Consider the following 24299-nt stretch of genomic DNA (forward strand, 5'->3'; position numbering starts at 1 on the left):
GGCACACGGAGGGGAGTACGGGTGGCCGCGCCACTTCAGCTGACACGGACGCATCGCGTACTGATCGGCATGGTCGTCTTCGGTGCCGTCGTCATCGCCGGGATCGGCTTCGCCGGTTCGTACGCGGCGGTCCGCGAGCTGGCCCTCAAGAAGGGCTTCGGGAACTTCAGTTACGTGTTCCCGATCGGCATCGACGCGGGCATCTGCGTGCTGCTCGCCCTCGACCTGCTGCTCACCTGGATCCGCATCCCGTTCCCGCTGCTGCGTCAGACGGCGTGGCTGCTGACGGCGGCGACGATCGCGTTCAACGGCGCGGCGGCCTGGCCGGACCCGCTGGGCGTGGGCATGCACGCGGTGATCCCGGTCCTGTTCGTGGTGTCCGTCGAGGCGGCCCGGCACGCGGTCGGCCGAATAGCCGACATCACGGCCGACAAGCACATGGAGGGCGTCCGCCTCACCCGCTGGCTGCTCTCCCCGCTGCCGACTTTCCTCCTCTGGCGCCGGATGAAGCTGTGGGAGCTGCGCTCCTACGACCAGGTGATCAAGCTGGAGCAGGAGCGCCTGGTCTACCAGGCCCGGCTGCGCTCCCGCTTCGGCCGCGCCTGGCGGCGCAAGGCCCCGGTGGAGTCCCTGATGCCGCTGCGGCTGGCCCGCTACGGCGTCCCCCTCGGGCAGACCGCCCCGGCGGGCCTGGCGGCGGCGGGCATCGAGCCGGCGCTGCTGCCGCCCGCGCCGCAGCCGGAGCCGCAGCCGCGGGCCGAGGCCCCCGCCACGCCGGCGGCCCCCTCGCTGGAGAAGCGCCCCGAGCTGGTCCGGGCCGGCGCGGCCGGCCGGCCGCAGCAGGGGCCGGAGGCGGACGCCGAGGCGCGGGCGGAGGCGGAGGCGGAGGCGGAGGGGCCGGAGCAGAGCCCCTGGTTCAACACCCCCCGCCAGGTGGCGTACCAGGGCGGCTACGACCCGACGTACGACCCCGCCGAGCAGTACGCCCAGTGGTACGAGGAGCAGCAGCAGGCCGACGAGTACCGGGACCAGTACGAGGAGGAGCCGCCCGTCGAGGAGCCCTCCCCGGAGGAGACCGGAAGCTTCCCCATCCCGGTGGTCCCGGGCCGCACCCGCGAACTGGGGGACGGCGGCGGCACCCCCGCCGCGGAGCCGGACGAGGACGCGTACTACCAGGTCTTCAAGCAGTCGATCGACGACAGCTTCCCGACCCCGCGGGAGTTCGGCGAGAACATCGAGGCGACGTACGGCACGTCCCTCGCGGACGCGGAGGCCAAGCGCCTGGTCGTCCGCTTCGCCAACCGCTTCAACGCGGAGCTGGAGGAGAACCACATCGCCTGACGGCGTGGCGGTATGACGAGGGGGCGCCCGGTGTGCACCGGGCGCCCCCTCGTCGTCGTACCGGGCCCTCTACTCCCCGAGCAGGGTCCGCACCCGCTCCTGCCCGACCGCCAGCAGCAGCGTGGGCAGGCGCGGGCCGGTGTCGCGGCCGACGAGCAGGTGGTACAGCAGCGCGAAGAAGGTCCGCTGGGCGGTCTTGATCTCCGGCGGCAGTTCCTTGGGCGTGGCGTCGGCGGAGAACCCGGCCTGGACCTTGGGCACGCCGTAGACCAGGTGGGTCAGTCCGTCCAGCGACCAGTGCTCGGCGAGCCCGTCGAGCAGCAGCCGCAGTGACTGCCGGGACGGCTCGTCGAGGCCCTTCAGCAGCTCGGCGTCGGGCGCGTCGCGGACGATGGTGCGCTGGTCGGCGGGGACGTGGGTGTTGATCCACGCCTCGGCCTTGTCGTAGCGCGGCCGGGCCTCGGCCAGGGAGCCCAGCGGGTCGGACGGGTCGAGCTCGCTGAGGATGCGCAGCGCCTGGTCCTCGTGCCCGGCGGTGATGTCGGCCACGGACGCGAGCGTCCGGTACGGCAGCGGGCGGGGCGTCCTCGGCAGCTCACCGGCCGCCGTGCGCACGGCACGCGCGTGCGCGGCGACGTCGGCGGGCAGCGCGCCGCCGTCGGCCACCTTGGCGTCGAGGCGGTCCCACTCGTCGTAGAGCCGCTGGATCTCCTGGTCGAAGGCGATCTTGAAGGACTGGTTGGGCCGGCGGCGGGCGTACAGCCAGCGCAGCAGCTGCGGCTCCATGATCCGCAGGGCGTCGCCCGGGGTGGGCACGCCGCCCTTGGACGAGGACATCTTCGCCATGCCGCTGATGCCGACGAAGGCGTACATCGGGCCGATCGGCTGCTCGCCGCCGAAGATCCCGACGATCTGCCCGCCGACCTGGAACGACGACCCGGGGGACGAGTGGTCGACACCGCTCGGCTCGAAGATCACGCCCTCGTACGCCCACCGCATCGGCCAGTCGACCTTCCAGACCAGCTTGCCGCGGTTGAACTCGCTCAGCCGGACCGTCTCGGAGAAGCCGCACGCGGTGCACGCGTACGTCAGCTCGGTCGAGTCGTCGTCGTAGGCGGTGACCGTCGTCAGGTCCTTCTCGCAGTTGCCGCAGTACGGCTTGTACGGGAAGTACCCGGCGGAGCCGGAGCTGCCGTCGTCCTCGGCGGCGGCACCGGAGCCCTCGGCGGCCTCGAGCTCGGCCTCGTCGACCGGCTTCTGCTGCTGCTTCTTCGCCGGGGCCTTCTTGGTCCGGTACTGGGCGAGGATCGCGTCGATGTCCTGCCGGTGCCTCATGGCGTGCAGGATCTGCTCGCGGTAGACGCCGGAGGTGTACTGCGCGGTCTGGCTGATTCCGTCGAACTCCACGCCCAGTTCGGTGAGGGCGTCGACCATCGCGGCCTTGAAGTGCTCCGCCCAGTTCGGGTACGCCGAGCCCCGCGGGGCCGGGACGGAGGTCAGGGGCTTGCCGATGTGCTCGGCCCAGCTCTCGTCGACCCCGGCGATGCCCGCCGGCACCTTGCGGTACCGGTCGTAGTCGTCCCAGGAGATCAGGTGCCGGACCTCGTGGCCCCGGCGGCGCACCTCGTCGGCGACCAGGTGCGGGGTCATGACCTCGCGCAGGTTGCCCAGGTGGATGGGACCGGAGGGCGACAGGCCGGACGCGACGACGACCGGTTTGCCCGGGGCACGACGCTCCGACTCGGCGATGACCTCGTCCGCGAAACGGGAGACCCAGTCGGTGGTCTCTGTGCTCTGAGCCACGATCGGCACGTCCTCTTTCCCTGGTGTTCCTGGAGTACAGCTCGGGCAGCCCGTACGGCTGACCGCTCCATTCTCCCAGCCCGGCCCGCATCCGCGAAAACCGCTTTTCACCGCGTGGGATACTCGGTTTCCGTAGTACTCCAGGAACCCGAGCAGAACGGCGAATCCCTCCATGGCCTCGGTCACGTCCCTCAGCGACTCCGTCCAGCAGCACCTCGCGTCCGCCCTCTCGGCCGTCCGGCCCGAGGCCGCCGGCGTCGACCCGCTGCTGCGACGAAGCGACCGGGCGGACTACCAGGCCAACGGCATCCTCGCCCTGGCCAAGAAGTCCAAGGCGAACCCGCGGGAGCTCGCGGCCGAGGTCGTCTCGCACATCACCACCGGTGACGTGATCGCGGACGTCGAGGTCTCCGGACCCGGCTTCCTGAACATCACGATCGGCGACCGGGCGATCACCCGGAACCTCGCCGCGCGGCTCACGGACGGTGAGCGCCTCGGCGTGCCGCTGAAGGAGGACGCGGGCGTCACGGTCGTCGACTACGCCCAGCCGAACGTGGCGAAGGAGATGCACGTCGGCCACCTGCGGTCGGCGGTCATCGGCGACGCCCTGCGCGGCATGCTCGACTTCACCGGCGAGAAGACGATCGGCCGGCACCACATCGGCGACTGGGGCACCCAGTTCGGCATGCTCATCCAGTACCTGTTCGAGCACCCCGGCGAGCTGGCCCCGGCCGGGGACGTCGACGGCGAGCAGGCCATGTCGAACCTGAACCGGGTGTACAAGGCGTCGCGCGCGGTCTTCGACTCGGACGAGGAGTTCAAGGAGCGGGCCCGCAAGCGGGTCGTCGCCCTCCAGTCCGGCGACAAGGAGACGCTGGAGCTGTGGCAGCAGTTCGTGGACGAGTCGAAGGTGTACTTCTACTCCGTCTTCGAGAAGCTCGACATGGAGATCCGCGACGACGAGATCGTCGGTGAGTCCGCGTACAACGAGGGCATGCCCGAGACCGCCCGCCTCCTGGAGGAGATGGGTGTCGCGGTGCGCTCCGAGGGCGCGCTGGTGGTGTTCTTCGACGAGATCCGCGGCAAGGACGACCAGCCGGTGCCGCTGATCGTGCAGAAGGCCGACGGCGGCTTCGGCTACGCGGCCTCGGACCTGACCGCGATCCGCAACCGCGTCCAGGACCTGCACGCGACCACGCTGCTGTACGTCGTCGACGTGCGCCAGTCGCTCCACTTCCGGATGGTCTTCGAGACCGCCCGCCGGGCCGGCTGGCTGAACGACGACGTCACCGCGCACAACATGGGCTACGGCACGGTGCTCGGCGCGGACGGCAAGCCCTTCAAGACGCGTGCGGGTGAGACCGTGCGCCTCGAGGACCTGCTGGACGAGGCGGTGCAGCGGGCCGCCGAGGTCGTCCGGGAGAAGGCGCGGGACCTCACCGAGGACGAGATCCGGGAGCGGGCCGCGCAGGTCGGCATCGGCGCCGTGAAGTACGCGGACCTGTCGACGTCTCCGAGCCGCGACTACAAGTTCGACCTGGACCAGATGGTCTCGCTCAACGGCGACACCAGCGTGTACCTCCAGTACGCCTACGCCCGTATCCAGTCCATCCTCCGCAAGGCCGGCGAGGTCCGCCCGGCCGCTCACCCGGAGCTGGGGCTGCACGAGGCGGAGCGCGCGCTGGGCCTGCACCTGGACGCGTTCGGTGACACGGTCTTCGAGGCGGCCGCCGAGTACGCCCCGCACAAGCTGGCCGCGTACCTCTACCAGCTCGCCTCGCTGTACACGTCCTTCTACGACAAGTGCCCGGTGCTGAAGGCCGAGACGCCCGAGCAGGTGGAGAACCGCCTGTTCCTGTGCGACGTCACGGCCCGCACGCTGCACCGGGGCATGGCCCTGCTGGGCATCAGGACGCCCGAGCGCCTCTGAGCGGGCGGGCCGGGACGCACCCGGCCCGTCCGTCGGGCGTCAGGCGTAGTAGTGGATCGTCCCGCGCAGCGCCGGCTCGGCGCCCTCGCAGTGCTGGACGAACGTCGCGGCGAAGGCGGTGACCGCGCCGTCCTCGCCGCGGGCCAGCTTGGTGATGGTCAGGGTCCCGTTACTGGCGTTGCAGCCGCCGAAGCCCGACACGTCGAGGCCGGCCACACCCGGTCCGCTGCCGCGTTCCGTCCGGTAGACGCCTCCGGCCTCGAAGCTCTCGCCGGCCGGCGGGACGAGCAGGGCCGACCAGGTCTCGCGCTTGCCGGACACGTCGTACTGGAGTCCGCCGATGCCCCACTCCTGGAGCGAGAAGAGGCTGGTGGCGCCGGTGTGGGTACCGCTCCTGCCCTGGCCGGGGTAGTCACCGGGCTCGCTGACGTAGGTGAAGGAAAGCGAGTGGGCGCGGTATTTGACGACGCCCTTGAGGACCGGGGCGTCGGCCGCCTCGCAGCGCTGCGTGTAGGTCGCGTCCAGCACCGTGATCGCACCGGTCGCGTCCGCCTCGATCTGGTTGACCGAGAACTGCCCGTAGACCCGGTTGCAACCGCGTGAGTCGCCGCTGACGTCGAGGCCCGGGGCCCGCCCGGTGCGCGAGGACGCCCGTTCCGCGCCGCGGTAGACCCCGGGGTGGAGCTTCTCACCCGCCGGAGCGGCGAGCTCGACGGTCCACCGGTCGGTCTCGTTCTCGATCCGGACGGTCAGCGCCTCCCTCTCCCCGGACACGGTGATGTCCGCCGTCCTGGGCGTGTAGGCGACGCTCCCGCCCTGACCGACCCAGTCGCCGGGTGCGCTGGTGTGGCTGTACTTGGTGACGGCCACCGGTGTCCCGGTCGCCGCCGCGGCGGGCGCGGACAGTCCGGCCGTCAGGCCGATCGTCGCCGTCAGGCTCGCCAGCGTGCCGAGCAGGGCACGCCGCCATCCGGTGCGAGTACGCACGGATGCCTCCCCCTCTGTGTGGCGGGCACCACCCGGGCGCCCGAACTGGTGTTGCACAACGCCCAGTTGACTGTCCCGGAGTGCTTCACATAAACCACCGGAACCCCACGCGTTCCGCCAGAACCGGTCGCCGGCGCGTCGTGTCAGCGGAGCAGCCGCAGCCCCTCGGGCACGTCGATGCCGAACTCCGCCGCCAGCACCCGGCGGACCTCCGCGTCGTCCTCCAGCTTCCGCTCGGTGACCGTGCCGTCGGTCCCGGTCCTGGTGAGGACCCGCCCGTCGAGGAGCAGGTGACCGTCCGGCAGCAGCCGCTGCGCGTAGGGCCGCCGGGAGAACGGCGAACGCGGGTTCGTGGCGATGTGCCAGTTGACGACCTCGTAGTCGAGCTGCTCGAACGGCTCCACGGTGAAGGCGTACTGCGCCTGCCAGCCGGCCCCGGCGGACGCCCCGTGCGCCTGGAGCACCCACATCTCCAGCGGCCCCCGGTGCGGCACGTGCACCAGCCGGTGGCGGCGCCCGGCGTCGTGGAACTCGGTGTCCGCGACCAGCGGCACCGGCTCCAGCAGCGATCCGACGGCCCCGAAGCCGACGTCGGCCAGGTACGGCCGCGGTTCGCCGGGGACCTCGGCCAGCAGGGCCATGTGGGTGCGCGGCCGGTCCTCGATCCGGTCGGCGCCGACGACGACCCGCGCGGTCAGCCGGGTCACCCGGAAGCCGAGCGCCTCCAGGGCGAGCGCGAGCAGCGTGTTGTGCTCGTAGCAGTACCCGCCGCGCCGCCGCCCGTGGACCAGCTTGGCCGTCAGGCGGGCCGGGTCGAGGGAGGGTGCCGTACCGCCCAGGGCGTCGAGGTTCTCGAACGGGACGGCCCTCATGTGGGCGAGGTGGACACCCCGCAGCGCGGCCGCGTCGGGCTCCCGGTGCCCCTCCCAGCCGATCCGCCCGAGGTACGCGTCGAGGTCGAACGGTGCGGTCAGTTCGCTGTCAGCCATACCGCCAGCCTAGGGACGCACCGCCCGCCCCGTCCGCCGTCCCCGGCCGGACCCGCACCCGGTCTTTCGTCCTAGGCCGGCAGCCCCTGTGCGGACAGCGCCGCGCCCAGCCGCCGCAGGCCCTCCGCGATCTCGTCCGGCGTCTGCGTGACGAAGCACAGCCGCAGCGTGGCGCGGTCGGGCTCACCGGCGTAGAAGGGGGCGCCGGGCACGTACGCCACGTCGTGCCGGACCACCTCGGAGAGCAGGGCGGTGGTGTCGTGGCCCTCCGGCAGCCGCGCCCACAGGAACATGCCGCCCTCGGGGCGGTTCCACACCGACCCCGCCGGGAGCGCGTCCGCCAGGCCCGCCAGCATGGCGTCCCGGCGCTCCCGGTAGGCGGCGGCGACGCGGGCGACGTGGGCGTCCAGGTCGCGGTCGGCCAGGTACCGGGCGGCGGCGAGCTGGTTGACGGTCGGGGTGTGCAGGTCGGCGGCCTGCTTGGCGACCGCGCAGGCCCGGCGCAGCTCGGCGGGGGCCCGCAGCCAGCCCAGGCGCAGGCCCGGCGCCATCACCTTGGAGAAGGAGCCCAGCAGCACGGTGCGGTCCCGGGCGCCGTCCAGGGAGGCGATCCACGGCACGCGGTCACCCTCGAAGCGCAGCTCCCCGTACGGGTCGTCCTCGACGATCCACAGCCCGCACCGGCCGGCGACCTCGGCGACGGCGGCACGGCGGGCGGCGGGCATGGTGCGGCCCGTCGGGTTGGAGAAGGTGGGCACGGTGTAGAGCAGCTTGGGCCGCTCGCGCACCACCAGCTCCTCCAGCGCCACGGGGTCCGGCCCGTCCTCGTCCCCCGGCAGGGCGATCACGCGGGCGCCCGCGAAGCCGAAGGCCTGGAGGGCGGCCAGGTAGCAGGGGCTCTCGACGAGGACCGTGTCGCCCGACTCGATCAGGGCGGTCGCGAGCAGGGACAGTGCCTGCTGGGAGCCGGTGGTGACGAGGATGTCGTCGGCGCCGGTGTCCAGTCCGCGTGCCGAGGTCCGGGCGGCGAGCGCGGCCCGCAGGGCGGGCTCGCCCTCGGTGGTGGAGTACTGGAGCGCCCGCGCCGGTGCCTCGGCGAGGACGGCCCGGTACGCGGCGGCGATGCCCTCCGCGTCGAACAGCGAGGGCGCCGGCAGCCCGCCCGCGAAGTTGATCACCTCGGGGCGGGCGGTGACGGCGAGGATGTCCCGTACCGGCGAACCGCCGATCGACCGGGCCCGCGCGGCGAGCGGCGGCAGGGGTGCGGTGGCGGTGGGGGCGGCGTCCTGAGTCACTGTCATGCCCGCAGCCTAGGGAAGTACGTGCCGTCTACAAGGACGTTTCCGTGATGCGGACACCCCGCCGGTCAGGTCCCCTCGACGAACTCCCAGGCGTGGCTGCCGAGGGGGTACGCGTAGTAGGACGCGTCCTTGGAGGCGCTGGTGCGGAACGGCCTGCCGTGGTCGTCGACGCGCAGGGTGCCCTCCCGGTCGCCGCTCGACCACTCCAGCTCCAGGTACCAGCTCACGTCGTGGCCGCTGGTGTGCGCCTTGACGTGGAACACCTCGGGGTCGGACTCGGTGACGCTGTACGGGAAGTCCCGCTGTCCGGCGACCGGCATCGCCAGCGGGGTGCCCAGGTCGAGCGAGACGTCGAACGACGCGGTGTCCACGCCGCCGCCGCAGCCGTTGCCCATCACGTACTGGTTCCAGTCCAGCGCCGGCCCGCTGTCCACCACGCGGACGTGCAGGTCCTTGAGGACCACGGTCTCCTCTCCGGTGCCCTGCACGGTGAGGACGACCGTCTGCCGGTTCGCGGAGACCGCGCCGTAGGCGGTGGCCCAGCCGACCGAGTCCTGCTGCGGGGGCGGGGGCAGCACGTTCTGCGGGCTGCGGTCGACGAGGAAGGCGTGGTCGCAGGGGGAGTCCCAGAAGTACGGGGTGGTCGACACGGTGAGCGCCGGGCCCGAGGCGGGGGCGCGGCGGCTCGGTGCGGCCGTGCCCGGGCGCGTCGCCGGTGCCTCGACGGACACGGAGGTGGACGGCGACGGGGTGGCGGACGCCGAGGCTGAGGCGCTCGCACGCGGGGACGCCGGGCGGGTGGCGGTCCCGGACACCGGCGCGGGGGACGACACGGCGGCCCCGGCGGCCCCGGCCGGACCGCGCCGCCCGGCGTCGCCGTCGCCCTGCACGAGGTTCGCCACGAGCGCCACGGCACCGGCGATGGCGACGACGCCGGTCGCGGCGTACAGGGCGGCACGCGGCACCCGACGACGCGGCCCGCCCGCCCGCTTCTCCACCGGCCGACCGGCCGGCCGGAACGCCGCGGCCGACGGGGAGGCGACGGAGCCACCGCGTCCCCCCGCAGGCCCCCGACCGCCGGCCCCGCCCCCGACCTCTCCGACCTCTCCGACCTCTCCGACCACCCCGGCGACTCCGGATGCCGCCGCGGCTCCGGCCGGGCCGGTCCGGGCGGACCCGACAGCCCCGGCCGACCCGGCGCCTTCGGATGCCTCCGCCTCTTCGGCCGGCCCGGTCGGAGCGGCTCCGGCGGACTCAGCGCCCCGCCCGGCCCCGGCGGCACCGGCGGTCCCCGTCCGGGCGGCTTCGTCCACCCCCGCAGTGCCGGCGACCCCACCGGCCCCGGCAGCCCCGATCGGCCCGCCTGACCCGGCGGTTCCGACCGGCCCGGTCCGGCCGGCCCCGCCGGCATCGGCGGCCTCGGTCGCCCCGGCAGCCCCGGACCCCTGGGCCGGCCTTGTCCGGGCCGCTCCAGCGGTCTCGGCGCTCCCGCCAGTACCGGCAGCGTCGGCGGCCCCGCTTTCCCCAGAAGCCCCGGCAGCCCCGGCAGCCCCGGCAGCCCCGGCAGCGTCCCGTGCCCCGGGCTCCGGCTGCCGAGGGCGGGCGTCCCCGGCCGTCCCTCCGGGCGCCCCGGTGTCCGCCTCTCCCGGCGTCTCCGCCCCCTCCCCGGTCCTCTCCTCCGCCTTCTTCACGCCGCGCAGCGCATCCGCCCGGATCCAGCGGCGGTGGAGTTCGAGCAGTTCCCCGGGGGTCGCCCGGCACGCCCGGGCCAGCCGCTCGACGGGCGCGAACTCGACGGGCACGACCTCCCCGCTGACGTACCGGTGCACCGTGGACGCGCTCATGTGCAGCCGCTTGCCCAAGGCCCCGTAACTGAGCCCGGACCGCTCCTTGAGCTCCCGCAGCAGTTCCGCGAAGTCGTCCCCCGCCACCGTTCCTCCCTCTCCCAGCATCCCCGTACCGCATCCCAGAGGGACACCGTTTCCACAGGTCAGAGCCCCCTTCGGCATCCCAGCGTCCCGCATGCGGCGGCGCTGCTGGCGCGCGGGACGACTCGGACCCCAAGCTGTGGTCATCCAAGCAGCCGCTCCCGGCGAACGGTCGAGCGGCTCACCCAACTTCCACCGAAACGGGGCCCCTTCATGTCCGCACGCACCACCCGCACCCGCCTCTTCGCCGCCACCACCGTCGCACTGGCCGCGCTCGCCCTGACGGCCTGTGAGGGCGATTCGGACACGGGCGCCGAGAGCGTCCCGTCCTCCTCCGCGGCGGCCACGGGCCCGAGCACCCCGTCCGCCGGCGCCTCCGCCTCCACGGGCGGGGACAAGGCGCCGTCCGGCTCGGCCGGCTCGGGCACGGACTCGCACGGCTCGGCGGGCTCCTCCGGCGAGGCCGGCACCTCGGGCTCCGGCCAGAAGGGCAAGGGCTCCTCCGCCGGTTCGGCGAACGGCGGCGACACCGACAGCCAGGACGACATGCCCGGCAAGTGCTCCGCGGCCGACGTGAAGATCACCGCGCAGAAGCTGTCCCGCCCGCTCAACCACCTGCTGCTGACCGCCACCAACACCGGCTCGAAGACGTGCATGCTGCCGCCGTACCCGGCGGCCCGCTTCGGCGAGGCCCAGGCGGTGCCGCCGGTCGCGGAGGCGACCAAGCCGCAGTCGCTGACCGGCGTCGCGCCCGGCGAGGCCGGCTACGCCGGGGTGCTGCTGTCGGCCGGCGACGGCAGCGGCGAGAACGGCTACGAGACGAGCACCCTCACCGTCCCCTTCGAGGACGGCTCCATCGCAACGGTCGCCCTGCCCGCCGGCGGCGTGTACGTCGACACGGCGCTGACGGTCACCTACTGGCAGACCGACGTGGACGCGGCGCTCGGCTTCTGAAGAGGTGCCCGCACCCCCTGTGCGCCGCACCGGGGGAGGCCGTTCAGCGCAGCGTGCGAGCGACCTCGGTGGCCCAGTAGGTCAGGATGTTGCGCGCACCGGCCCGCTTGATGCCGGTGAGCGTCTCCAGGATGGCCCGGTCGCGGTCGATCCAGCCCTTCTCCGCGGCGGCCTCGATCATCGAGTACTCGCCGGAGATCTGGTAGGCGGCGACGGGCACGTCGACGGCCTCGGCGACCTTGGCCAGGATGTCGAGGTAGGGGCCGGCCGGCTTGACCATCACCATGTCGGCGCCCTCCTCCAGGTCGAGCGCCAGCTCCCGCAGCGACTCGCGCGCGTTGGCGCCGTCCTGCTGGTAGGTCTTGCGGTCGCCCTTGAGCGAGGATCCGACGGCCTCGCGGAAGGGCCCGTAGAAGGCGGAGGCGTACTTCGCGGTGTAGGCGAGGATCGCGACGTCCTCCCGCCCGATCTGGTCGAGGGCGTCGCGGATGACCCCGATCTGCCCGTCCATCATCCCGCTGGGCGCGACCACGTGGGCGCCGGCGTCGGCCTGGACCTGCCCCATCTCGGCGTACCGCTCGAGCGTGGCGTCGTTGTCGACCCGGCCCCGGTCGTCGAGCACCCCGCAGTGCCCGTGGTCGGTGAACTCGTCGAGGCACAGGTCGGACATGACGAGCAGTTCGTCCCCGACCTCGGCCCGCACGTCCCGCAGGGCGACCTGCAGAATGCCGTCCGGGTCGGTCCCCGCCGTCCCGGCGGCGTCCTTCTTGGCCTCCTCCGGCACGCCGAACAGCATGATCCCGGAGATCCCGGCCTCGACCGCCTCGGCGGCGGCCTTCTTCAGGCTGTCCCGGGTGTGCTGCACGACCCCGGGCATCGCCGCGATCGGCACCGGCTCGCTCACGCCCTCGCGCACGAAGGCGGGCAGGATCAGGTCGGCGGGATGCAGCCGCGTCTCGGCGACCATCCGACGCATGACGGGAGTGGTCCGAAGCCGCCGGGGCCGGGTGCCGGGAAAGGATCCGTACGTCGTCATACCACCTACGCTACGCCCGCCCCCGCCATGCCTTTGCCGACGCGGAGTCGGCCCGCGGCCCTCCGCTTCCGGCTCCTGCCGGGCTCCTGCCGGGCGACGGAACCGATCACCGGCGAACGGTGTCCGTACCGGCATGACGGCCCTGCTCTTCCTCGCCCTGGCCTTCGCCCCGTTCGTCGCCCTGGGCACCGCGGGCATGCTCGCCGTGCGGGCGTGGCGCCGGGAGCTCGGGGCCGGCTGGCGCCTGCCCGACACGAAGTCGCTCTGCCTGCTGACCGTGATGGCCGGCGCGACAGCCCTGTGCGCGTACGCCTACGGCGTGAGCCGCGGGTTCTACATCCTGGACCCGGACCAGATGTGCGCGGCCGCCGGCGCACGCGGCGACCACGTGGTGACGCGGATGACGCCGCCGGTCAGCGCACAGTGCGTGACGCCGGACGGCACGGGCACCGAGCTGGTGCCGCCGTGGGTGAACCCGGTCGTCCTCACCGGCCTCGCGGTCCTCGTGCTCGCCCCGGCGACGGCCGTCGCCCAGGTGGTGCGCCGGGCGCGCCGGCACCGTAACGCAGGACAATCCCAGGACGCCCGCCCGTCCCGCGGCGGCGGTACCGGCCTCACCCGAGAGGACTGACATGCGCCTGCGCTGCGCCGTGCTCGACGACTTCCAGGACGTCGCCACCACCGTCGCCGACTGGGGCCCCGTCGGCGACCGCGTGGAGGTCACCGCCTTCACCGAGCACTTCGCCACCGAGGACGAACTGGCCCGGGCCCTCGCCGACTTCGACATCGCGGTGACCCTGCGCGAACGCGTCCCGTTCCCCGCCTCCCTCCTCGACCGGCTCCCCCGGCTGAAGCTGCTCGTGGCGTCCGGCATGCGCAACTCCGTCATCGACCTCGCCGCCGCCGAACGGAACGGCGTCACGGTCTGCGGCACCCAGAGCTCCCCCACCCCGCCGGTGGAACTGACCTGGGCGCTGCTCCTCGGCCTGGCCCGGGGCATCGTGACGGAGAACAACGCCCTGCGCGCGGGCGGCCCCTGGCAGTCGACGGTCGGCGCGGACCTGCACGGCCGCCGCCTCGGCCTGCTCGGCCTGGGCAAGATCGGCGGCCGGGTGGCGCGGGTGGGCCTCGCCTTCGGCATGGAGGTCACGGCCTGGAGCCCCCACCTCACCAAGGAGCGCACGGACGAGGTGGGCGCCGAACTCGCGCCTTCGAAGGAGGAGTTGCTCCGCACCAGCGACTTCCTCTCGCTCCACCTGGTCCTGGGCGAGACCACCCGGGGCATCCTGGGCGCTCCCGAACTGGCCCTGATGAAGCCGGACGCCTACCTGGTCAACACCTCCCGCTCGGCACTCGTCGACCAGGACGCGCTGCTCACCGCCCTGCGCGAGCACCGGATCGCGGGCGCGGCGGTCGACGTCTTCGACGCCGAACCCCTCCCCGCCGACCACCCCATGCGCACGGCCCCCCGCCTCCTGGCCACCCCGCACCTGGGCTACGTCTCCCACCTCAACTACCGCACGTACTACGGCCAGGCGGTGGAAGCCATCGGCGCCTACCTCGCCGGCACCCCGATCCGCCGCCTCGGCTGACCCCCTTCGGGGAGGTCACCCGGAAGGGGACGCCTCGGCGAGGGTGCAGACGCCGTCCACACACCGGCGCTCCAGACGGCCGCGGGACATGGTCTGCGCCAGACCGGCCATCCAGCAGGTGGGGCAGCCGCGAAACGCGACCAGGGCCAACGGGGCCGCCAGCAGGGTGGCGGGGCCGGCGACGGGCACCAGGGCGACCGATCCGATGATCAGCCCGAAGCCGATGGCGCCGCGCGCCAGGTGGCGCGGGACGGACTTGCTCGCGAAGTTCTTCCCGGGCGACGGGGACTGTGCCGGCTTCACGGTCATGACTCTCCTCCGACTGGTGGCTCGATGACTGGATCGAGGGCTGGATCGGTCGCCGCCAGTGAGTGACGCAGTGCCGCGCGAGCGCGGTGCAGCCGCGACTTCATCGCGGCGTTGCTCAACCCGAGCGCATGGGCGACGGCCCTGCCGGGCAGGCCCTGGACGTCCCGCATGAGCAGGACCTGCCGCTGGTCACGGGGAAGGGCGCCGACCGCGGCCGCGACCCGCTCCACCTCCAGCCTGCGCAGCACCGCGTCCTCGGCGGACGGTTCCGCGGGCCCCTCCGGCCCGGCCGGCGCCGCGTCGCTCCGCGGGACGAGCAGCCGCACCTGACGGAGGCATTCGTTGCGCACGATCCGGAACATCCACGAGGCGAGCGCGCCGGTGGCCCGCAAGGTGCCGATCTTCCGGTAGAGGATGATCAGCGCCTCCTGCGCCGCGTCCTCCGCGTCCTGCGGTGAGGCGCACAGCGACAGGGCGAACCTGCGCACGTGGGGCTGCGATTCCATGACGACGGTGGTGAGCGACGTCGCGTCACCGTCCTGAGCGGCCCTGATCAGCCGCTCGTCCGGCCAGCGGAAGCGCCGGTTCGTCCGCTCCCCCGACGGGGAGCCGCCCCACGCGCGGGCACCGGTCAGTTTCCGCTCCTGTAACGCCGCGTCAGATGCCGAGCGCACGCGCCCACGAGCAGGACTCCGACCACTACGAGCCCGGTGACCATCATCGGTGTCTCCTCCCGGTTCCGCCGGCCCGTTCGGCCGGTACACGGACAAGAGGCCGGGAGGTCCGGAAAGGATTCACCTCCTCGCGCGGACCGGCCGCCGCCCGGGGAGGCGGGCCGCCCAACGAGCGGTGGCGGGACGCGCCCAGCACGTCCCGCCACCACCTCACGCGTACGACCTCGCCCCGCCGGGCGACCTCAGGTCGAGGACCGACGCCTCCGTGCCCCCGGCCGGCGCTCGCTCGGCCGCGTCACCGGGTCGCCGGCGTCCAGGGCCGCCGCGCGGCGGCGCAGGCCGAAGTCGGCGAGCGCCTCCGCCAGCTTGTGGACGGACGGCTCGGGAGCCATGACGTCCACGCGCAGCCCGTGCTCCTCCGCGGTCTTGGCCGTCGCCGGGCCGATGCAGGCGATCACCGTCACGTTGTGCGGCTTGCCCGCGATGCCGACCAGGTTCCGCACCGTGGACGACGACGTGAACAGCACCGCGTCGAAGCCGCCGCCCTTGATCGCCTCGCGGGTCGTGGCCGGCGGCGGCGAGGCGCGCACCGTGCGGTAGGCGGTGACGTCGTCGACCTCCCAGCCCAGCTCGATCAGCCCGGCCACCAGGGTCTCGGTGGCGATGTCGGCACGGGGGAGGAACACCCGGTCGATCGGGTCGAAGACCGGGTCGTACGGCGGCCAGTCCTCCAGCAGGCCCGCGGCCGACTGCTCGCCGCTCGGCACCAGGTCCGGCTTCACGCCGAAGGCGATCAGCGCCTTGGCGGTCTGCTCGCCCACCGCGGCGACCTTGATGCCCGCGAAGGCACGGGCGTCGAGGCCGTACTCCTCGAACTTCTCCCGGACCGCCTTCACCGCGTTGACCGACGTGAACGCGATCCACTCGTAGCGGCCCGTCACCAGGCCCTTGACCGCCCGCTCCATCTGCTGCGGGGTGCGCGGGGGCTCCACCGCGATGGTCGGCACCTCGTGCGGCACGGCCCCGTACGACCTCAGCTGGTCGGAGAGCGACGCCGCCTGCTCCTTCGTGCGCGGCACGAGGACCTTCCAGCCGAACAGCGGCTTGGACTCGAACCACGACAGCTGGTCACGCCGGGCGGAGGCGCTGCGCTCGCCGACCACGGCTATCACCGGGCGGCCGCCGTCCGGGGACGGCAGCACCTTGGCCTGCTTCAGCGTCTGCGCGACCGTGCCGAGCGTCGCCGTCCAGGTGCGCTGCCGCGTCGTCGTACCGGCGATGGTCACCGTCAGCGGGGTGTCCGGCTTGCGGCCGGCCGACACCAGCTCCCCGGCGGCCGCGGCCACCGAGTCCAGCGTCGTCGACACCACGACCGTCCCGTCGGAGGCGCCCACCTCGGTCCAGCAGCGGTCCGACGCCGTACGGGCGTCCACGAACCGCACGTCGGCACCCTCGGCGTCCCGCAGCGGCACACCGGCGTACGCGGGCACGCCGACGGCGTTCGCGATGCCGGGGACGACCTCGAAGGGCACCCCGGCCGCGGCGCACGCGAGCATCTCCTCGGCGGCGTACGTGTCGAGCCCGGGGTCCCCGGTCACCGCACGCACAACCCGCCTGCCGCCCCGCGCGGCCTCCATGACAAGATGTGCGGCATCCCGCACAGCGGGGACGCCGACGCTCGTTGACGCACCGTCAACTACCGTCAGCTGGGGCGTGCCCGTGCCCGGATCCGACGGATCGGCATCCGTGAGCACCTCGGACACGCCCTGCCTCGCGTGCGTCCGTACGACGTCGAGCACCTCGTGCTCGGCGACGAGGACGTCCGCGTTCGCCAGCGCCTCCACGGCGCGCAGGGTCAGCAGTCCCGGATCTCCGGGTCCGGCACCGAGGAAGGTGACGTGCCCGTGTTCGGGACAGGCGGGAAAGGTGGTGGGGCTCAATGTGCTCGCTCCCCCATCAGACCGGCCGCGCCCTGGGCGAGCATCTCGGTGGCGAGTTCGCGACCGAGTGCCAGCGCCGCATCGTGCGTCTGGGGCACGGGACCGGTGGTGGACAGCTGCACCAGCGTCGAGCCGTCGGTCGTACCGACGACGCCGCGCAGGCGCATTTCCTTGACAGTCTGCCCGTCGGTCAGCAAGTCGGCCAAGGCGCCCACGGGGGCGCTGCAGCCGGCTTCCAGAGCGGCGAGCAGTGACCGCTCGGCCGTGACGGCGACCCGCGTGAACGGGTCGTCGAGCTCGGCGAGCGCGGCGATCAGCGCAGCGTTGTCCGCGGCGCACTCGATCGCCAGGGCCCCCTGGCCGGGGGCGGGCAGAACCGTGTCGACCGACAGGAAGTCGGTCACCTCGTCGATGCGTCCGACCCGGTTCAGTCCGGCGGCGGCCAGCACGACGGCGTCGAGCTCACCGCTGTGGACGTATCCGATGCGGGTGTCGACGTTGCCCCGGATCGGGACCGTCTCGATCTCCATTCCGTGGGCGCGGGCGTACGCGTTCAGCTGTGCCATGCGACGCGGCGCGCCCGTGCCTATGCGGGCCCCGCTCGGCAGGTCGGTGAACTTCCGCGCGTCCCGGGCGACGATGACGTCCCTCGGGTCCTCGCGCACGGGGGTGGCCGCCAGGACCAGGCCCTCGTGCTGCGCGGTGGGGAGGTCCTTGAGCGAATGAACCGCGAAGTCCACGTCACCCCGCAGCAGGGCCTCGCGCAGCGCGGCGACGAACACGCCCGTGCCGCCGATCTGGGCCAGGTGCTCGCGGGACGTGTCGCCGTACGTGGTGATCTCGACGAGCTCCACAGGCCGTCCGGTCACCTGGCTCACGGCATCCGCCACCTGCCCGGACTGGGCCATGGCGAGCTTGCTGCGCCTCGTCCCCAGTCTCAGTGCCTTCTCAGTCATGCCGGCCCTCGGTTCTTCTCAGTGCTGTTCTCGGTCCGCGAGACGGAGGCCACCGTCTCCTGGTCGAGGTCGAACAGGGTGCGCAGCGCGTCCGCGTACCCGGCACCGCCGGGCTCGGCGGCGAGCTGCTTGACCCGGACCGTCGGCGCGTGCAGCAGCTTGTCGACCACACGCTTGACGGTCTGGGTGATCTCGGCGCGGTGCTTGTCGTCGAGACCCGGCAGCCGCCCTTCCAGCCGGGCGATCTCACCGGCGACGACGCCGGCGGCCATGCTGCGCAGCGCGACGACCGTGGGCGTGATGTGCGCGGCCCGCTGGGCGGCGCCGAAGGCCGCGACCTCGTCGGCGACGATCCGGCGGACCATGTCGACGTCGGCGGCCATCGGTGCGTCGGCCGACGCCTCGGCGAGCGACTCGATGTCCACCAGGCGCACCCCGGCCAGCCGGTGCACGGCGGCGTCGATGTCGCGCGGCATGGCGAGGTCGAGCAGGAAGAGCACGGGCTGCGGGCGCGGCACGTCGGCGACGGGCTCGGGGCGGCGGCGCTCGGGGATCCGGCCGACGCTCGCGGCCGTCGCGGCCAGCGCGCCGATCAGCTCGGTCTCCGCCTCGGGGACGGTCCGCACCGCCTCGCGCGGCCGGTCCACGGCCGTACCGCCCGCGACCCAGGCCCCGTGCTGCTCCAGCGTCGCCGCGTCCATGCCGGCCACCGCGGCCTCCCCCATCACGGAGAAGCCGGTGGGCACGGAGGACAGGTCCAGCGGGCAGTTCTCGTCGGCGCCGGCACCCGGCAGAGGCGTCTCGGCACTCTGCCGTCCGTCGGCGGGACCGGCGTCGGCGGCCGGGCGGGCGTCGGCGGACGGGGTCACGACCGTGGGCGCGCCGGTGCGGCCCTCGACCGTCGCCACCACGGCGTCCGCCGTGAGGACCAGCCCGGTCGCCCCGGTGCAGGAGACGGCCACGTCGGCACGTGTCAGCTCGGCCGGCACCGCGTCCATCGGTACCGCGCGGGCCAGCACGTCCGTGTCGTCGCCCTCGGTCAGGATCCGGGCGAGCCGCTCGGCCCGCTCGAAGGTGCGGTTGGCGACCACGATCTCGGCGATCCCGGAACGCGCCAGCGTGGCGGCGGCCAGCGAGGACATCGAACCGGCGCCGATCACCAGCGCCTTCTTGCCCCGCGCCCAGGTCTGGACGTCGGCCCCGGCGGCGAGCTGCTCCAGGCCGAAGGTGACCAGGGACTGCCCGGCGCGGTCGATGCCGGTCTCGGAGTGGGCGCGCTTGCCGACCCGGAGGGCCTGCTGGAACAGGTCGTTGAGGAGCCGGCCGGCGGTGTGCAGGTCCTGGGCGCGGGCCAGGGAGTTCTTTATCTGACCGAGGATCTGGCCCTCGCCGACCACCATCGAGTCGAGCCCGCAGGCCACCGAGAACAGGTGGTGGACGGCCCGGTCCTCGTAGTGCACATAAAGATAAGGAGTGAGCTCGTCCAGGCCGACCCCGCTGTGCTGGGCGAGCAGCGTGGACAGCTCGGCGACACCGGCGTGGAACTTGTCCACGTCGGCGTACAGCTCCACGCGGTTGCAGGTGGCCAGCAGCGCGGCCTCGGCGGCCGGCTCGGCGGCGACGGTGTCCTGCAGCAGCTTGGACTGCGCCTCCGCGTTCAGCGACACCCGCTCCAGGACGCTGACGGGGGCACTGCGGTGGCTCAGCCCGACGACGAGGAGACTCATGCCGGCATCACGGCGGGCACGTCCCCGTCGGGTCCCTGGTCGGCGGACGGCTGCTTGCGGGCGACGGCGGGCGGGACCGCGCCGGCGTCGGCCGCGGCCTCCTCGCCGGCCTTGCGCTGCTCGTGGAACGCGAGGATCTGCAGCTCGATGGAGAGGTCGACCTTGCGCACGTCGACGCCCTCGGGGACGTTCAGCACGGTCGGCGCGAAGTTGAGGATGGACGTGACACCGGCGGCCACGAGCCGGTCGCAGACCTGCTGGGCGGCACCGGCGGGGGTCGCGATCACGCCGATCGAGACACCGTCGTCCTGGATGATCTTCTCCAGCTCGTCGGTGTGCTGCACGGGGATCCCGGCGACGGGCTTTCCGGCCATCTGCGGGTCGGCGTCGATGAGCGCGGCGACGCGGAAACCACGGGACGCGAACCCGCCGTAGTTGGCGAGCGCGGCGCCGAGGTTGCCGATACCGACGATCACGACCGGCCAGTCCTGGGTCAGCCCGAGTTCACGCGAGATCTGGTACACGAGATACTCGACGTCGTAGCCGACCCCCCGGGTCCCGTAGGAGCCGAGGTAGGAGAAGTCCTTGCGGAGCTTCGCGGAGTTGACTCCCGCCGCGGCCGCCAGCTCCTCGGAGGAGACCGTGGGGACCGAGCGCTCCGACAGTGCGGTGAGGGCTCGGAGGTACAGCGGAAGCCTGGCGACGGTGGCCTCGGGGATTCCTCGGCTGCGGGTCGCCGGTCGGTGTGTTCGGCCAGTTGCCACGATGCTCCTGCGGGTAGAGCGGGGCTGTAGGCGGTCATACGTCCCTACATGACCGCCCCGTCGAATGCAGGCTATGTCTTTGTGAACGCGTGCACAAAGATGGTGTCCGATTTGCCCGGCCAACGTGACCGGGGTCACGCGCCCCCGGCGCCCGAACGGGGAACCGGCGCACTCGCACCCGCGTTCCTGTCCCATCGGGGGCAAAGCCGCTCACGCTCCTCACGATCAACGCCCCCGAGACCATGTCGCCATCGATCCTAAGCGACCATCCGGACTACTTGTACTGCTCGGTCAGTGCCCTGCGCAGGCGCTCCTCGTTCACACGCCAGAAGGTGTGCTGCCTGCCGTCGACCAGGACGACCGGGATCTGCTCCCAGTACTGGTCGTGGAGCCGGCTGTCCTCGGTGATGTCCTTCCCCTCCCAGGGGACACCGAGCTCGGCACACACCTTCTCGACGACGAGCTGTGCGTCATCACACAGATGACAGCCGGGTTTGCGGATGAGGGTGACGAGATGGTTCTCGGAGTGCGGAGGGCTTGGCGGGTGCTCGGCGGTCTCGGGGGCCCCGGGCGCCTGCGGGGCCCTGCGGCGGAAGAGGGGACTCATGCCGGCCATTCTCGCGCGGACCCGACCGGAGGGAGCGCCTCCGCCGACGACCGCACCCCGTGCGGAGCCGGCGACCGGACGGCCCGGGGGACCGGCGGCCCGACACGCCCGCGGGCCCGGCCCGGCAACGCGACGGCCGCCCAGAGTTCACAGCCCCCCAACCTCTCGGGTCCGAAGCCTCCGAACAAACTGGCTATGCTCACGGACATGGCCGCTCTCGGATGGCTCACCCCCCGTAGGCGCTCCGCCACGGCGCGGAGCGTGTTGGCAGGCGAGGCCTCGGCGGAGGCCGCCCGCAAGTCCACCCAGGACCTTCCCGACGCCGCCCCCGGCGGGGAACCCGACTTCCCCGTCCACGGCGACGACCGCGCCGCCGCCTTCTTCGACCTCGACAACACCGTGATGCAGGGCGCCGCCCTCTTCCACTTCGGCCGGGGCCTGTACAAGCGGAAGTTCTTCGAGACCCGCGACCTCGCCCGGTTCGCCTGGCAGCAGGCGTGGTTCCGGCTCGCCGGCATCGAGGACCCGGAGCACATGCAGGACGCCCGCGACTCGGCGCTCTCCATCGTCAAGGGCCACCGCGTCTCCGAGCTGAGGTCGATCGGCGAGGAGATCTACGACGAGTACATGGCCGAGCGGATCTGGCCGGGCACCCGGGCCCTGGCCCAGGCCCACCTCGACGCCGGGCAGAAGGTCTGGCTGGTCACGGCCGCCCCGGTGGAGATCGCCCAGGTGATCGCCCGGCGGCTGGGCCTCACCGGCGCGCTCGGCACGGTCGCCGAGTCCATCGGCGGCGTCTACACGGGCAAGCTGGTCGGCGAACCGCTGCACGGCCCCGCCAAGGCGGAGGCGGTACGGGCGCTGGCGGCGGCCGAGGGCCTGGACCTCTCCCGCTGCGCCGCCTACAGCGACTCCCACAACGACATCCCGATGCTGTCGCTGGTCGGCCATCCGTACGCGATCAATCCCGACTCGAAACTGCGCAAGCACGCCCGCGAGCTGGAGTGGCGGCTGCGCGACTACCGCACGGGCCGCAAGGCCGCGAAGGTCGGCATTCCGGCCGCGGCCGGCATCGGCGCGGTGGCGGGCGGCACCGCGGCGGCCATCGCGCTGCACCGTCGCCGCCGCTGACCCCGGACCGGCACCGGCGCCGCACGTGCGGGCGCCGCCCGGTCAATCGGTCCGGCATACCCCCGGAGGGCTCTCTTCAGTCCCCTTCTCCCACATCGGGCACAACACGCACTGTAGTCACCAGGAAGCCGAACCGTTTCGGTCGTCAAGCGATCAATCTGCGGCACTTGACCGGGCGTCAATCGGCCACGGAAGCGACGTAATCGATGATTTGAGCAACTGGGCGTAGCAGCACCTGTACGAAGCGTTATTCTCCTCAGACGCAATCCGGTACCCCACCTTCGCTACGACGGGTGAATGGTTCCGTACTGCACGTGATGGAAGCTCTGCCTCTGGGAGTCCCGTGTACCCACACGTCGGGGTTGACGCCTCGGGCCTGGCTACGCTGCGCGCAACGGTCAAATCAGCCCAGGACCTGCTGCGCGTCTTCGTCCCCACCGCGTACGCCGTCCCCGCCCTCGCCGCGGCCGCCGCCCCCGCGGGCCCGTGCTATGCACTGGCCGAGGGCAGCGCCGCCGTCGGCAGACGGGCGCGGTCGTCCTCGTCGGGGGCCGCCGCCGCCCACCGCCGCCCCGCCGCGGACAGCGACAGCGCCCGCATGATGGACCTGGTCGAACGCGCCCAGGCCGGCGAGGCCGACGCGTTCGGGCGGCTCTACGACCAGTACAGCGACACCGTCTACCGCTACATCTACTACCGCGTGGGCGGCAAGGCGACCGCCGAGGACCTGACCAGCGAGACGTTCCTGCGGGCCCTCAGGCGCATCGGCACCTTCACCTGGCAGGGGCGCGACTTCGGCGCCTGGCTCGTGACCATCGCCCGCAACCTCGTCGCCGACCACTTCAAGTCCAGCCGCTTCCGGCTCGAGGTCACCACCGGCGAGATGCTCGACGCCAACGAGGTCGAGCGCTCCCCCGAGGACTCCGTCCTCGAGTCCCTCTCCAACGCCGCCCTGCTCGACGCCGTCCGGCGGCTCAACCCACAACAGCAGGAGTGCGTCACCCTCCGCTTCCTCCAGGGCCTCTCGGTCGCCGAGACCGCCCGTGTCATGGGCAAGAACGAGGGCGCCATCAAGACCCTCCAGTACCGGGCCGTCCGCACCCTCGCCCGACTGCTGCCGGACGACGCCCGCTGAGTCCCCGGCGCCCCCGAGGCGCCACCACCCTACGCATCCCCCAAGTCACCGTCTGTCGAAGTCGGTTGAGACCTCGGTCCGGTCATCCGTCGTCCGTAACCCAAGTGCCGCGCCGCTCGTTGTGCGGGATGCAGGCTCCCTGTGGTCACCCCCGACCGGCTCCGATCACACGTTCGTGTGGTTTCGGAAGGGGCGTGCAACCCTCAGGACCCCCTGGGGAGTCGACCGTGATGACGAGAGGAGGTGCCGCCAGTGATCGCGAACGTATCGGCGCACCGGCGGGCGAACGCCTTCGCCCAGGCTCTGGAGGACCAGTCCGATCCCGGGGCGGCGGCCGAGCAGTCCGAAGGCCCGGCACCCGCCGGGACCGCCGCGGACCAGACCGGGCAGGGACGTCTGCTGTCCCTCGCCGCCGGCCTGGAATCGCTGCCCCGGCCGGAGCTGGACCCCGAGGTCAAGGTCGTCCAACGGGCCCAGCTGGTGGCCGCGTTCGAGGCCATGATGCAGGAGGGCACCGCGGGCGGCGGGGCGACGGACCCTTCGGTGCCCGAGCAGCGCCGGGCCCGCGGCGCCCATCGGGCGACCCCGCTGGGAAGGCTCCGGCCGCGCTCGCGGCTGGCCAAGGGCCTCACCGCGGGCGGACTGAGCGTGAGTGTCGCCGCCGGAGCCCTCGGCGGAGTCGCCGCTGCCAGTTCGGACGCGCTGCCCGGTGACTCGCTCTACGGCCTCAAGCGCGGCATAGAGGACTTCAAGCTCGGCTTCGCCGACGGCGACGACGAACGCGGCCGGGCCTACCTCGACCTGGCGTCGACCCGGCTCAACGAGGCACGGCGCCTCATGGAGCGCGGCCGCAGCGGCCCCCTCGACCACGAGGATCTCGGCGAGATCCGCCGCGCCCTGTCCGGCATGCGGCACGACGCGTCCGAGGGCCACCGCCTGCTCAGCGCCGCCTACGCCCGCGACCCCGAATCCCTGGCCCCCATGCAGGCGCTCTCCGCCTTCTCCCGCTCGCACCGGGAGGCCTGGGGCGCCCTGCGCGAGCGGCTGCCCGTGCAGCTCGGGGACGTCAGTGAAGAGGTGTCGTCGGTGCTCGACGCCATAGAGGACGACGTCGCCCCGCTGCGGTCTCTGCTGCCGAAAGCGCCGGCCCAGGACGGCACTCCCGGCGACGACGGACGACCGGGCGGTTCCGGCC

The 24299-nt window shown here is 73.1% G+C and carries 21 protein-coding genes and 1 pseudogene; 8 read left to right on the forward strand and 14 right to left on the reverse strand.

What is annotated here, in order from left to right; translation table 11 throughout:
- Positions 1 to 21: 21 nt before the first annotated feature.
- Positions 22 to 1341, forward strand: a complete 1320-nt coding sequence (locus ACFWJB_RS30845; protein ID WP_386926313.1) for a DUF2637 domain-containing protein — start codon at positions 22 to 24, stop codon at positions 1339 to 1341.
- Between the two features lie 69 nt (positions 1342 to 1410).
- Here ACFWJB_RS30845 and lysS read toward each other — a convergent pair whose 3' ends face one another.
- Positions 1411 to 3153, reverse strand: a complete 1743-nt coding sequence (lysS, locus tag ACFWJB_RS30850) for a lysine--tRNA ligase (protein WP_386926315.1) — start codon at positions 3151 to 3153, stop codon at positions 1411 to 1413.
- A 163-nt stretch (positions 3154 to 3316) separates the two neighbouring features.
- On the opposite strand from lysS, the gene argS reads away from it, so the two are divergent.
- Positions 3317 to 5074 carry an arginine--tRNA ligase gene (argS, locus tag ACFWJB_RS30855; protein ID WP_386926317.1) on the forward strand — a complete coding sequence of 586 codons (1758 nt, stop codon included), beginning with the start codon at positions 3317 to 3319 and terminating at the stop codon, positions 5072 to 5074.
- Positions 5075 to 5113: 39 nt separating this feature from the next.
- Here argS and ACFWJB_RS30860 read toward each other — a convergent pair whose 3' ends face one another.
- From ACFWJB_RS30860 to ACFWJB_RS30880, 5 genes and pseudogenes are all read right to left on the reverse strand, one after another.
- Positions 5114 to 6061 carry a hypothetical protein gene (locus ACFWJB_RS30860; protein ID WP_386926319.1) on the reverse strand — a complete coding sequence of 316 codons (948 nt, stop codon included), beginning with the start codon at positions 6059 to 6061 and terminating at the stop codon, positions 5114 to 5116.
- Between the two features lie 143 nt (positions 6062 to 6204).
- Complete coding sequence (locus tag ACFWJB_RS30865) at positions 6205 to 7050, reverse strand: arylamine N-acetyltransferase (protein WP_386926321.1); 846 nt, start codon at positions 7048 to 7050, stop codon at positions 6205 to 6207.
- A 71-nt stretch (positions 7051 to 7121) separates the two neighbouring features.
- Positions 7122 to 8351, reverse strand: coding sequence for a PLP-dependent aminotransferase family protein (locus ACFWJB_RS30870; RefSeq protein ID WP_386926323.1), 1230 nt, complete (start codon positions 8349 to 8351; stop codon positions 7122 to 7124).
- Positions 8352 to 8416: 65 nt separating this feature from the next.
- Positions 8417 to 9316, reverse strand: coding sequence for a hypothetical protein (locus ACFWJB_RS30875; RefSeq protein WP_385462852.1), 900 nt, complete (start codon positions 9314 to 9316; stop codon positions 8417 to 8419).
- A gap of 774 nt (positions 9317 to 10090) precedes the next feature.
- Positions 10091 to 10426, reverse strand: a pseudogene (locus ACFWJB_RS30880) (helix-turn-helix domain-containing protein); the annotation flags it as partial.
- 66 nt (positions 10427 to 10492) lie between these two features.
- On the opposite strand from ACFWJB_RS30880, the gene ACFWJB_RS30885 reads away from it, so the two are divergent.
- Positions 10493 to 11233, forward strand: a complete 741-nt coding sequence (locus ACFWJB_RS30885; RefSeq protein WP_386926325.1) for a DUF4232 domain-containing protein — start codon at positions 10493 to 10495, stop codon at positions 11231 to 11233.
- 43 nt (positions 11234 to 11276) lie between these two features.
- On the opposite strand, the gene hemB is transcribed toward ACFWJB_RS30885, so the two are convergent.
- Complete coding sequence (hemB, locus tag ACFWJB_RS30890; RefSeq protein ID WP_385462808.1) at positions 11277 to 12269, reverse strand: porphobilinogen synthase; 993 nt, start codon at positions 12267 to 12269, stop codon at positions 11277 to 11279.
- A gap of 133 nt (positions 12270 to 12402) precedes the next feature.
- On the opposite strand from hemB, the gene ACFWJB_RS30895 reads away from it, so the two are divergent.
- Both ACFWJB_RS30895 and ACFWJB_RS30900 read left to right on the forward strand, forming a co-directional pair.
- A complete protein-coding gene (locus ACFWJB_RS30895) occupies positions 12403 to 12900 on the forward strand; it encodes a hypothetical protein (protein ID WP_386926327.1) in 498 nt (165 codons plus the stop codon).
- A gap of 1 nt (position 12901) precedes the next feature.
- Positions 12902 to 13861 (forward strand): D-2-hydroxyacid dehydrogenase family protein, encoded by a 960-nt coding sequence (locus ACFWJB_RS30900; RefSeq protein ID WP_386926329.1) that lies wholly within the window; start codon positions 12902 to 12904, stop codon positions 13859 to 13861.
- 15 nt (positions 13862 to 13876) lie between these two features.
- Here ACFWJB_RS30900 and ACFWJB_RS30905 read toward each other — a convergent pair whose 3' ends face one another.
- From ACFWJB_RS30905 to ACFWJB_RS30935, 7 genes are all read right to left on the reverse strand, one after another.
- On the reverse strand, positions 13877 to 14170 hold the full coding sequence (locus ACFWJB_RS30905; protein ID WP_386926333.1) for a hypothetical protein: 294 nt from the start codon (positions 14168 to 14170) through the stop codon (positions 13877 to 13879).
- Positions 14167 to 14844 carry an RNA polymerase sigma factor gene (locus tag ACFWJB_RS30910; RefSeq protein ID WP_386926335.1) on the reverse strand — a complete coding sequence of 226 codons (678 nt, stop codon included), beginning with the start codon at positions 14842 to 14844 and terminating at the stop codon, positions 14167 to 14169. The genes ACFWJB_RS30905 and ACFWJB_RS30910 overlap by 4 nt, the downstream gene beginning before the upstream one ends.
- 242 nt (positions 14845 to 15086) lie before the next feature.
- On the reverse strand, positions 15087 to 16784 hold the full coding sequence (locus ACFWJB_RS30915; RefSeq protein ID WP_385462828.1) for a uroporphyrinogen-III synthase: 1698 nt from the start codon (positions 16782 to 16784) through the stop codon (positions 15087 to 15089).
- The gene (hemC, locus tag ACFWJB_RS30920) at positions 16781 to 17740 is read right to left on the reverse strand and encodes a hydroxymethylbilane synthase (RefSeq protein ID WP_385462831.1); all 960 of its coding nucleotides are present in this window, start codon (positions 17738 to 17740) and stop codon (positions 16781 to 16783) included. Before hemC ends, ACFWJB_RS30915 begins: the two co-directional genes overlap by 4 nt.
- Positions 17737 to 19467, reverse strand: a complete 1731-nt coding sequence (locus ACFWJB_RS30925; RefSeq protein WP_386926338.1) for a glutamyl-tRNA reductase — start codon at positions 19465 to 19467, stop codon at positions 17737 to 17739. The genes hemC and ACFWJB_RS30925 overlap by 4 nt, the downstream gene beginning before the upstream one ends.
- Positions 19464 to 20231: a redox-sensing transcriptional repressor Rex gene (locus tag ACFWJB_RS30930; RefSeq protein WP_385462837.1), complete on the reverse strand. Its 768-nt coding sequence runs from the start codon at positions 20229 to 20231 to the stop codon at positions 19464 to 19466. The genes ACFWJB_RS30925 and ACFWJB_RS30930 overlap by 4 nt, the downstream gene beginning before the upstream one ends.
- Positions 20232 to 20505: 274 nt before the next feature.
- Positions 20506 to 20847, reverse strand: a complete 342-nt coding sequence (locus ACFWJB_RS30935; protein ID WP_386926341.1) for a glutaredoxin family protein — start codon at positions 20845 to 20847, stop codon at positions 20506 to 20508.
- Between the two features lie 198 nt (positions 20848 to 21045).
- Between ACFWJB_RS30935 and ACFWJB_RS30940 the strand changes: the two genes are divergently transcribed.
- The 3 genes from ACFWJB_RS30940 to ACFWJB_RS30950 all read left to right on the forward strand — a co-directional run.
- Positions 21046 to 21969, forward strand: a complete 924-nt coding sequence (locus ACFWJB_RS30940; RefSeq protein ID WP_386926343.1) for an HAD family hydrolase — start codon at positions 21046 to 21048, stop codon at positions 21967 to 21969.
- Positions 21970 to 22312: 343 nt separating this feature from the next.
- Complete coding sequence (locus ACFWJB_RS30945; protein WP_385462846.1) at positions 22313 to 23104, forward strand: ECF subfamily RNA polymerase sigma factor, BldN family; 792 nt, start codon at positions 22313 to 22315, stop codon at positions 23102 to 23104.
- Positions 23105 to 23356: 252 nt separating this feature from the next.
- Positions 23357 to 24299: DUF5667 domain-containing protein (locus tag ACFWJB_RS30950; RefSeq protein WP_386926345.1), on the forward strand; the 943-nt coding region annotated here is incomplete at its 3' end.

The organism is Streptomyces sp. NPDC127100, from assembly GCF_042724095.1.
In the GTDB taxonomy this organism is placed as follows: Bacteria; Actinomycetota; Actinomycetes; order Streptomycetales; family Streptomycetaceae; genus Streptomyces.